Origin of the sequence: Bradyrhizobium sp. 17 (assembly GCF_023073515.1) — a bacterium.
Lineage (GTDB): Bacteria > Pseudomonadota > Alphaproteobacteria > Rhizobiales > Xanthobacteraceae > Bradyrhizobium > Bradyrhizobium canariense_D.
This window is the reverse complement of sequence record NZ_JADPJQ010000012.1, coordinates 233,088-236,078: the sequence shown is the minus strand read 5'-3', so window position 1 is coordinate 236,078 and position 2,991 is coordinate 233,088. Positions and strand designations below refer to the sequence as shown.

General features: G+C 62.5%; 3 protein-coding genes and 1 pseudogene. 1 reads left to right on the top strand and 3 read right to left on the bottom strand.

Going from position 1 to position 2,991, the window contains the following annotated elements:
- Nucleotides 1–181: pseudogene (locus IVB13_RS02360) on the bottom strand (hypothetical protein); the annotation flags it as partial.
- Between the two features lie 612 nt (nt 182–793).
- Here IVB13_RS02360 and IVB13_RS02355 point away from each other — a divergent pair.
- Entirely contained in the window at nt 794–1,759 is a 966-nt protein-coding gene (locus tag IVB13_RS02355; RefSeq protein WP_247487538.1) for an ABC transporter substrate-binding protein, read from the top strand.
- A gap of 121 nt (nt 1,760–1,880) precedes the next feature.
- Here the strand turns inward: IVB13_RS02355 and IVB13_RS02350 are convergent, their stop codons facing one another.
- Nucleotides 1,881–2,648 carry an SDR family oxidoreductase gene (locus tag IVB13_RS02350; RefSeq protein WP_247296565.1) on the bottom strand — a complete coding sequence of 256 codons (768 nt, stop codon included), beginning with the start codon at nt 2,646–2,648 and terminating at the stop codon, nt 1,881–1,883.
- A partial coding sequence (locus tag IVB13_RS02345; protein ID WP_247487536.1) for a TOBE domain-containing protein occupies nt 2,645–2,991 on the bottom strand: 347 nt, incomplete at its 5' end. The genes IVB13_RS02350 and IVB13_RS02345, both read right to left, overlap by 4 nt.

Sequence of the window (2,991 nt, the reverse complement as noted above, 5' to 3'; positions counted from 1 at the left end):
AGACGGTCTTAAAACCCGGGATCAGCGATGGTGTCTCGCTATCATACTCACGCACCACCACACCTGGCCATGGAGTTGTGTCCTTGTAGCCCGTCGTTTGAGCGGCGGCGGGCTTTATCATGGCCGCCGAAGCCGCTGCCAACCCGAATGTCAATGCAGACCTTCGATCGATCTTGCTCATCGCTTTTCTCCCTGGGTTACTGCAACAAGCCGCCGCAAAAGCTGCGCGCGTGGAAATGTGGAGTCGTGGTGAGAAACCGAAAAGGGGCGGTCTCATAGGGTAGCGCACCTGCCGATAGCGCTAGCACTTCTCGTTGGTCCCGAACGGCGACTTCGGCACATCCCGCTTCTAGGGCAACCACATTCTACGAGACTGGTGCACCCGTAGAAATGGGTGTTTCGCCCCAAGAGGCATAATGCCTCAGCTTGTTTAGGGCCCGGAGAATCGTACTCGCTTTCGGCACCTTCACACGGCGCCCGACTGAATACGCAAGTCAGTGTCGCTGACTGGTCCTACGGTGTGTGCGTGCTGGTCGCCGGGCATATTTCGCGGAGGCCCTGAGAAAGTGATGTAGTCGGCTGCTTTTGGAGAAGTACGCGCACGATAAGGCATGACTTCTAACCAATCCAGTGGTGCGATTACGTGGCAACCTTGGCGCTCGTTTATAGGATATCGGCACGTGACCCGAAGTTGCCGCTGCGCCGATCCCCTGCATCTCCCAGCTGTGAGTGCACCAACTATCGAGACGTGATACTCTGTGTTCGATCGTCCTCGGGCTCCGATGAGGATCGAATGAAGCGGCGGGAGTTCATAGCAGGCAGTGCAATGCTGCTCGTTTCGCCACGGCGTTTGCGGGCCCAGGGCACGCCTCGCCGGATCGGTCTCTTGGGCGGATTCCTAGATTCTCAGGGTCGCAACGCATGGCGCAGTGGTTTGCGCGAGAAGGGCTGGATCGAGGGCAGGAACCTGCTCGTTGAATATCGTTTTGCCGAAACTCCGGATCGCTTGTCAACCCTAGCTGCGGAGTTGGTGACGCTAACTCCCGATCTGGTAATTGCCCTCGGGCCGTCACCAGCCCTTGCCCTTAAATCGGCAACTGCCACCATTCCGATTGTATTCGTGGTTGTCGCCGATCCCGTGGGGCTCGGCCTCATCCAAAGCCTCGCGCGTCCAGGCGGTAACATGACCGGTCTCGCGAGCTGGGTGCCGGGAGATTGGACCGCCAAACAAATACAAATCCTCCAGGAACTGGTTCCTGGCGCGTCGAAAATTGCGCTCTTGGTCAATCCGAGCAACCCCATGCACAGGCTGATGGTAGCCGAGGAGGCACCAAGCGCAGCCCGGAAGTTGGGCGTGGCTCTGCCGATAGTTGAGGCGACCGCGGACGAGGAGCTTGATATCGCCTTTGCCTCGGCTGCCGCCCAGCACGCCGATGCAATCATTGTCTTTGGCGATGTTCTTATCATTCGCCAAGCCCCACGAGTTATCGCGCTCGCGGCCAAACATCATCTGCCCGCGATGCATTTCTTCCGACAATTCGCGGATGGCGGATTAGTCGTCTACGGCCCGGATATTTTCGATCTATTGCGTCGTGCTGGCGGCTACGTCGATAAGATCCTCAAAGGCATCAAGCCCCCCGAGTTGCCGGTCGAGCAGCCGACCAGATTCGAGTTGGTGATCAACATGAAGACGGCCAGGGCGCTCGGCTTAACAGTGCCGCCTTCACTACTCATTCGCGCTGACGAGGTGATTGAATAGAGCTATCTCGCTGCGATGCAGGAGTCCGTTCATGGCCCAACTCCGACTCAAGGTGAGGTGGGCTCACGCGGCTGCTCTCGGAGACGGAGCGGACCTCTACGACAGCAGCTCGGATCACGCTCTAGCCGAGACCAGCGTCGACCTGAAAACACTGCCGCGTGATGCGCTGGCTGTCGTCCGAGGCGAGGAAAAGCGCCATGTTGGCGATGTCGTCGGGCGTCACCGCGTCGGGAATGGCCTGACGCGTGCGCAGCTCGGCGATCACCTGGTCGTCCGGGTACCACAGCCGGCGCTGACGCTCCGTGATCACCATCCCCGGCGCTATCGCGTTGACGCGGATGCGGTCGGGCCCGAGCGACCGGGCCAGGGAGTTGGTGAAGCCGACGATCGCGGCCTTTGCCGCGGCGTAGACAGGCAGCCCCGGCGCGCCGCGCATCCAGGCAATCGACGACATGTTGATGATCGAACCGCTGCCGCGCGCCTGCATCTGCGGCACCACCGCTTGCGCGGCAAAGAAGACGTGCTTGAGGTTGACGCCGATCATCCAGTCGAATTCGGCCGGCGTCACCTCGGCCAGCACCTGACGCTGATCATTGGCGGCGTTGTTGACGAGGACCGCGGCATCGCCAAGCGATCCCCGGACCTGCGCCATGGCGCCGCGCAAGGCGTCGATGTCGAGGAGATCGCACGGCACGAACAAGGGTACGGTCCCGGCCGCGGCCTTCACTTCCGCGACCAGCGCCCGGCCGGCTGCTTCATCGAGATCCAGGAACGCGACGCGCGCCCCTTGCGCCGCGAACGCCCGCACGAAGGCGGCACCGATGCCGCTGGCGCCACCGGTGATCAACACCACGCGGTCCCTAAGGCCGGCATAGCTCGTTCTTGTCATGCGATCAGTCGCTCCGTCTCGGGGTCGAACAGGCAGATGCGACGCGTGTCGAGCGCGAACGGGGCGGCGGCGCCCGGTGTGGGGCGGATGTCCGGCGTGATGCGCGCCAGCGCAGGCTCGCCGCCAAGCCGCAGCAGCACGATCGTTTCGGCTCCCGTCGGCTCGACCATCTCCACCGGCGCGTTGACGACGACGGGCGGATCGGCGGAGAACACGCGGCTGCCCTCGGCGAGGCATTCCGGCCTGATCCCGACCACCACGTCACGGCCGACGAAAGGGGCCGCCGCGTCGTATTGACGAAGGCGGAGGCGGACCTCGTCCGGCCGTCCCGCGCCGATCACGA